The sequence below is a fragment of the Blautia sp. An249 genome (assembly GCF_002159835.1).
GTDB lineage: Bacteria > Bacillota > Clostridia > Lachnospirales > Lachnospiraceae > Blautia_A > Blautia_A avistercoris.
Genome location: NZ_NFJL01000006.1, coordinates 177,315 through 184,278, shown reverse-complemented (window position 1 = coordinate 184,278; position 6,964 = coordinate 177,315). Strand labels below are relative to the sequence as shown.

Genomic DNA, 6,964 nt, shown 5'->3' with positions numbered 1-6,964 from the left:
CATTAAAATTCTCTGCGATTGTACTAGCATTACAATCGGTATTGGTACACTTATATTCATGTGCTTTAATATGTAACTGAACATTCTTTCCTAAAAAAGGAAGATCCTGAACGTGTCTTACATAGGTCCCATGATATTCCTCAGTAGATTGACCACATTTAGGACAGACACAACTTTTTGTTTTTGATTTCAGGTAAATATGAATTATATCATTGGTTTGCTCAGCCTTGATTAACTGCAACTTTTCTTTCGGAAAAAACGAATCTAAATCAAGTGTATTCATAAGAAATCTCCATACCTTTAATACAAGTATTATACTATAAATTGTTGAGATTTCCTATATTAAAAACGGATAATTGCGGAAGAGCCAAAATCGCCCGGAATACTCACAGTAATTTTACACACTACTGCATTTAATAAATTAACAAAGCGTAATAAATAACTCCAAAATTGTCTTTCGTAATAATGATGATTATCTAGTAATAGACAAACTCGATTTTGGCAATAACTTTGAAACTCTTTGAGCCATGATTTGTTCGGATATTCATCATAAACACCAGGGGTACCTATAAAATTGAGGTAAATATTACTTCATTGTTTTTAAGATTCTATATACGTTTGGGGTTTTGGAAGGTTAATAATTACATCCGCTTCGAGAGCGCCTCGATAAATAGAATACTTATGATGCATTTCATTATGATGCTCTTTTAATACAGATACATTATAGTTTGATATTTTAAATGCTTGAGTTTCGGTGCCATTAAAAGCGCTCTCAGCCCCAATATCTACAATGATACCAAAACTCCTTTTATTTGTATTAGGTTCACGTAGGAGTATTCCATCTAATATTCTTGCCGTAGTCTCTCTGAAGTCTATATGAGACAACTCAACACCCTGTTTTTTGTAAAACTGAATTATTTCCATATAATCTCCCTCAACTAGCAATTACTCAAAATCACAAGATTGAACAGGAACATCTCTGAGTATCACGCATCCTTTATTTTTCAATGCAATAAGAACATAATCCAAAACAGCCCTTATGATAGAAGGATGCGTTGTTAGACAGTTCACTCCCCCCGATAAATTTTTATGAATCACTAAATTAGGTTTAATCAATACAGTGTCGCCAGGATGAACGATTTCACCCAAGGGATCCCAATTGCTTTTACCGTAATGATCTTTAGGAATGAATCACGGATCAAAAGTATTTTCCTGACGGATATATAGCTTCTTTCTGATAATTCACATATATTGTGTTCAACATACCTCCATATTAATTTCTTTTAATATTTTTTCTCAATCTGTATAACATTTCTCTGGCAATTATTCTTGTGTTATTCCAATAAAACACAGCATTTACAATAATGCTTACAAAAGCACATACCAAAGCTACATTAATCGCTCCTAAAAACCACGCTAAATATGAAAAGGTTTCAACCGAAATCTTATTTGTCAGAAAAACAGTCATCCCAGCAACACATGAATCAACTAAAAGATGCTTTAGGAAATAATTAACAGACCTATCTAAGAGCTTTTTGGAGCTATAATAGGCAAGCAAAATTGTCTGAAAGCTCATGGCAATAACGCTTCCTATAGCAACACCAACCAGTCCCCATTTATAAACCATTAAAATTGATAAAACCAAATTAATTAACGCTGACGAAATAAAAATACCCTCCGTTTGCTTAAAGTGACCACTTGCTGAAATCATAATATTATAAGGTAAACGCAAACAGTTCATTGCATTTGCTAATGTAATCAGAAAGGCAAATAGCGGCTGAATATAACATATATCCAGAATTCCAGCAGTATACACTTCAACAAACGGTAATATTAAAACTCCAGTACACGTATAAATAAAAGTGGCTCCTAGATGTACAATCCATTCAAAATAATTAAAAAATGAAATCATACTGCATTTTTCTTTCCTCGCCCACATTTCACCAATTAACGCTTGCACGCCACCTGTAAGCGACATAAAGAATTGATTTAACCCATATACCACCATATTATAAACGGAATATATGGATACATCTGAAAGAGTAGCGAATGTTGTCAACACAATACTATCCGTTCCATTAAGCACAACCGCCGATACATGCTGTGCTACACCATTCCACTTTTGTTTAATCGGTTCACCTTCATATTTAATTTTCCTATTGATTTTATATTTTCTATCAACATAGATCTTCAGAAATAATGGTCTTACAAGATAAATGATCGATGAAAAAAACTTCACCAAAAGTATAGATGAGCCAAGTTGAATCAATATAATGCAACATAGGGTATTTAATATAATTGTAACTGCTTGTGAAATGTGAGATATATACCCTAATTGATCCGCATTAAGCAACAGCCCATTGACTATGCCAAAATAATACTGAGCAAATGAACTAATTGACATGGCTAGAATTAATAAAACTGAGAATAATGGATCAACTTGTTGACGCGTAAGTATAGGAAACACAGCAGCTAATATCACTACATATATTAATAATATTTTTGCTAATCTTCGATAAAAAACACTCGCAGAAACCATAATTGCACTAATCTGCGAATCATTTCGTTCCGCTAACGGCTTATATAAAGCCGCTTGAACAACGGCACCTACACCAAGTTCCAAAAATGCGATAATCTGTAGAAATTGCGTTATTGAGTTAACCAAACCGTTTACTTCTGAACCAAATCCTTTTATGATAAACCGCGGAAGGATCATTCCGCAAATCACTGATGTTAACTGTAAAGACAAGGAAGAAACCGTATTTTTAGCTAATCTTTTTTTTCTCATCATTCACCTCAAGCAATGCTGTGTGTAAAATTATGGCAGATAAAATTATATGAGTATTTACCTTATATATAATTTATTTATTAATGATTACTTATATATTCTACTATTGCTCTACAATATTCTTCTTCTAATGAATGTTTATTATCTTCCTTTGTCCATATACCATCTTTATTCTCATAGTAAAACGGACTATACTGCATTGTTAACGGGCCGAAGTATACACACTGAAATTCAATTAAATAGCATTTCCCCTTTCCGGAAGAAACAATATCCATTGATATCATCGGTTGATCTATTTCAGCAGAAACCATCTTTGCATAATCTAAAACCTTAATTACCTCATCAGATAATTCTGGAAATAAAAAATCTCCGCTACCGCTTGCCCTAAAATCATTCTTTCGATTGTTTCTGTGTAGAATATAGTATCGTTCATAAAAATATAGAACTTTATAATCACCTTCTAATTCAGGAATGAACCCTTGTACAACAATTTTATTGGTTAGCATTTTTTCACTGATTGGTTGAGAATGTTTGTGCTTGGTCAGAATCTTTATCATCCTCCATATATAAAGCTTTATCCGCTGAATTAAATCTCTGGAATAGTCTACATAATGGATAGTCATGAGCCTTTTTGTGTGCTTATACAGTTCTTCTTCATTATGAACCAAAATCACGCCGCTGCTGCCTGATCCTGATGATGTCTTCACAACACATGGATAAGAAATACGTGAAGCAACGCCTTTAAGTTCCTCGTACGAACCAACTGATATCGAATAAGGCTCCCTCAGTTCATTATTATCAAAAGAGGCACGCAAAAGTTCTTGAAATGACTTATTTGCATGTGCTCTTAAGAATATATAATTAGGTAACATAATAGCACCGTCAAGCTGCAAGCGAAGAATTATATCTTCAATATAATTCTTGTAAAACTTGCCATAGTCCTCTGATGATGCGTATACAACAAAGTAGCCTTTATAATTATCACACATATCTAACTCAGAAAATTTAAGGATACTACATGAAAACCCGTTATCTTCAAATAAGGATTTCATTTCGAACACATCCATATTTGTACCTTCATGATGTTCCATTGTACCTACAAATTTCGTAGCAAATCTCCCATTTTCATGAGTTAATATTAATATTTTTTTCTCATTCATAGCCTCACATCCTTACGCAAACCAATCTGGTCTTATTTTTTTTAAATGATTTCTTTTTTCACCCATACTCATGCCATTTGTTTCAACGCTATTAAGCAAAGCCTTTTCCTTATACTCCTCAACCGTCTTTATCTTTTTTGCTGGTATACCTCCATATACCCAGCCAGACTCTAAATCCTTTGTTACAATTGCGCCCGCCGCAATTATTACATTATCTCCAATCATAGTATTAGGCATTATTTTTACATCAACACCTATATAAACATTATTTCCCACATTAATTGGGCCTAAGACATTAGTTTTTGGATATTCATCAATGAACAAAAATGTTCCCCCATCATGTGTTATAAAACGTACGCCAGTGGCAATTAAAACATGATTACCTATAGTTACCAACCAAGGCTCGCTCCCAAAACAATCCCGGGGATTATTATGTATCTTGCATCTCTCTCCGACTTTCACCCCAAGAAATCTTGCATATTGTATTTTGTCCTTCCTGTATTTATAATCCAGGTATAAATTTCTAATTCTTGTCCAAATCATATCGTACCTCATTATCAAATGGTTGATTTCCCCCAACTACCATAGCTACTTTATTAAGATTCAATTTCATCAATATTATTTCCCTCTCTGTTAGATTTCCATCTCGACAATACATCAGCATTAAATAATAAGATCAAAAATAAATGTGCAGTTTTATCTGTCAAAGATTGTGCTGATATTCCCATACAAACTAAAACTGTGTTTATTATTGCAATCCAACGAAAAATGTGCCTATTTGAACGGCTAAAAATTCTAAATGCACTTAATGCAATATTACCATACCACCAGGTGGCTCCAACTAATCCAAACGCATAAGCTATCTGGATAAAAGTATTATGAGGTGCAAGAGCTTCATCTTGGAAAATGTACTGAAACTGTCCCAAACCATATCCAAGCCAAGGCCGTTCCTTGATTTTTTCAATTCCATACAAAACAATCTGATAACGAACTCTAGTTGAACCATCCGTTGAATCAATTCCATTTTTTATTTCCAACAATTGATTAAACCTAGATATAAAATCAGGAAAAAGATTGAGTGATTCTACTATATTATAACCCAAAACTAATAAGAAAACCACCAAGGCTAATTTGACATACGAAGCTTTCTGCTTGTTTGTTAAATAATAAATACATATTCCAAATAATACTATTAACAAAGAAGCACGAGAAGCAGACCCAAAAACAAATAGCATGGGAGCCAGCATTAAATATAGATATATCTTTTTTCGTTCTTGTTTATAAAATAAAAATAGAATCAGTACACTCCATCCTGCAGCAGCTCCAATTGAATTGACATTTATGGAACCGTCTCCTCCTCCGAATCTCCAAGTGGGCAAAACTGACAGTAATTGAACTCCAGTCTGCGCAAATACAAATAGCATCATTGTATATGTTCCAATAACAAAAGATTTCAGACACCCAATAATCACTTTGTCTGAATCAATAGTTATCATTAAGAAGAAATCAAATACTAACAATTGAATGAGAGTCCAACTTCCACTATAGGCGGTTTCTTTATTATCTGCCATCATTGAAGTTATTACTGTTATTGCTAATAACACAATAATAAAGGCTCCCGTTCTATATAACACGTTCCTACCAATTCCCCTTCTGATAACAATAATTGTAGTTATCAAGATAAATCCGATAAAGATAACATCTGCAATATTTGGATACACAATTGCTAGATAGGGTAGTGCGATAATATAAATATAAAGCGTATATTCCGATAGTGTTTTTAGGTTTATTTTCATTACACTGGGGTTAGTCCTTTCTGATTAAGCGATGTTATATCGAATAAATTCTGTATTCTGGAATAAAATGACCGAAACTAGAATTCACCAAACTTGTCAAGCAATTATATTATTAACTTCATAAAAGGAGCGTTCTCCATGCGTTTTGTATTCGATCATATGTCAAATATTTCTTCGCAATTTGTTTAGAAATATTTCCCATTTCTTTGCGTTGTTTCATGCTTGTTGAAATTGCATCGTGAAGAGTGTCACGGATAGCTTCCGGGGAGGGATCACACACAAAACCGTTACCGTTTACAAGTACGGTATAGTCGGATACGCGCGTCATAATGATGGGTTTCCCAAGTAAGAGGCCTTCGCATATAGCATTTGGAAGTCCCTCATACAAACTAAAAAGGCCAACAAAATCACTATTCATCATGATTGAATAAATATCTTTTGTTTCCTCATGCAAATGAACAAGACCGCATAGTCCGTTCTTTTCAATTTCAGTTACAGCATCATCGTATACAGAAGTATCACCTAACGCCCCCTCCTTATGACCATACCAATGAATCTCTAATTCTTCTTTGTCCGTATCATTGAGCCAAGTTACCGCTTTAATTACGTTTGCAACATTTTTAACAAACGAGTAACTTGCGGGTATTACAATACGAGTTCTATCATTTTGATAATTCCCATCAATTGCAGTAACTTCTTGCAAATCTCTATGTAGATTATATATTACATGTATCTTAGATGATGGAATCTTTGAATTAGAAAGCCATAGTCTCTTTTCATTTTCAGAATTGCATACAATCGCATCTGCATTATTTGCTAACCAAGCAAGAACTTTGCCTATTCTAGAAGCAAAGAATCCATCTGATGCAGATCCCATACGGATGATGAGTTTCCACTTTCTTGTAAAAGAGGCAGCACAAGCAAGTAAAATTGGCGAACGTAGAAATGCAATAACTACGTCATACCCTCCACTGATAAACTCCTTTTTTGTCTTGAATAATGCTGATAAAGGTTTGCAACAATTCAATGATTTATATGTAATACCATATTCCTTAAGTGTTTCAGAAAAAAAATCGCCGGATCTGAAAGTCACAATAGAAACACTGCACTGATTATCACATAACATCTTTGAAATATTTACCGCCTGTCTTTCTGCTCCTCCTGAGCCCAGATTATTAATTAAAATACATACTTTAATATTTTTTTTCATAGCACTCTTA

The 6,964-nt window shown here is 33.7% G+C and carries 7 protein-coding genes; all 7 read right to left on the bottom strand.

Annotated elements, in window-relative coordinates; all coding sequences use genetic code 11:
• On the bottom strand, positions 1 to 283 hold a 283-nt coding region (locus tag B5F53_RS07950; RefSeq protein WP_140398224.1), incomplete at its 3' end, for a transposase family protein.
• Between the two features lie 317 nt (positions 284 to 600).
• On the bottom strand, positions 601 to 924 hold the full coding sequence (locus tag B5F53_RS07945) for a hypothetical protein (protein ID WP_087222134.1): 324 nt from the start codon (positions 922 to 924) through the stop codon (positions 601 to 603).
• Between the two features lie 349 nt (positions 925 to 1,273).
• Positions 1,274 to 2,788: a polysaccharide biosynthesis C-terminal domain-containing protein gene (locus B5F53_RS07935; RefSeq protein WP_242970268.1), complete on the bottom strand. Its 1,515-nt coding sequence runs from the start codon at positions 2,786 to 2,788 to the stop codon at positions 1,274 to 1,276.
• An 80-nt stretch (positions 2,789 to 2,868) separates the two neighbouring features.
• Positions 2,869 to 3,948 carry an ATP-binding protein gene (locus B5F53_RS07930; protein WP_087222128.1) on the bottom strand — a complete coding sequence of 360 codons (1,080 nt, stop codon included), beginning with the start codon at positions 3,946 to 3,948 and terminating at the stop codon, positions 2,869 to 2,871.
• A gap of 12 nt (positions 3,949 to 3,960) precedes the next feature.
• A complete protein-coding gene (locus B5F53_RS07925; protein WP_162610555.1) occupies positions 3,961 to 4,491 on the bottom strand; it encodes an acyltransferase in 531 nt (176 codons plus the stop codon).
• A gap of 53 nt (positions 4,492 to 4,544) precedes the next feature.
• Entirely contained in the window at positions 4,545 to 5,744 is a 1,200-nt protein-coding gene (locus B5F53_RS07920; RefSeq protein ID WP_087222124.1) for an O-antigen ligase family protein, read from the bottom strand.
• Positions 5,745 to 5,862: 118 nt separating this feature from the next.
• The gene (locus B5F53_RS07915) at positions 5,863 to 6,954 is read right to left on the bottom strand and encodes a glycosyltransferase (RefSeq protein WP_087222122.1); all 1,092 of its coding nucleotides are present in this window, start codon (positions 6,952 to 6,954) and stop codon (positions 5,863 to 5,865) included.
• Positions 6,955 to 6,964: the final 10 nt, after the last annotated feature.